Raw genomic sequence first — 317 nt, 5'->3', positions numbered from 1 at the left:
CGGATTCAATTCATGCGCCGAGAACAGCACCGCAATGCCGAGCTCCTGCTGCACGCGGCGCACGAGTTCCACCACGCTTTTCTGATGATGCGGATCGAGGCTGATCAACGGCTCGTCGAGCAACAGCAGCTTTGGCGCGCCGAGCAGGCATTGCGCGAGCAGCAGACGCTGGCGCTCGCCGCCGGATAATTCGGAGAGCGGCCGCTCCGCGAGCTTGCGGCCGTCGACCAGTTCCAGCACGCGCTCGACGTCCGCGCGGGTTTTCGCGTCCGCGTGAGGCAGGCCCCAGCGGTGGCCGTCGGCCGCCATGGCGACGA

Annotated in this window: 1 protein-coding gene; it reads right to left on the bottom strand. The window is 67.5% G+C overall.

From position 1 onward, the window contains the following. Positions 1-317, bottom strand: a 317-nt coding sequence (locus EN859_RS36590; RefSeq protein ID WP_135913705.1) for an ATP-binding cassette domain-containing protein, incomplete at both ends; no start/stop codon positions are given.

This window comes from Mesorhizobium sp. M00.F.Ca.ET.216.01.1.1 (assembly GCF_004010325.2).
Classification (GTDB): domain Bacteria; phylum Pseudomonadota; class Alphaproteobacteria; order Rhizobiales; family Rhizobiaceae; genus Mesorhizobium.
The sequence above is the reverse complement of the archived record's forward strand: the minus strand, read 5'-3'. Positions and strand labels throughout refer to the sequence as shown.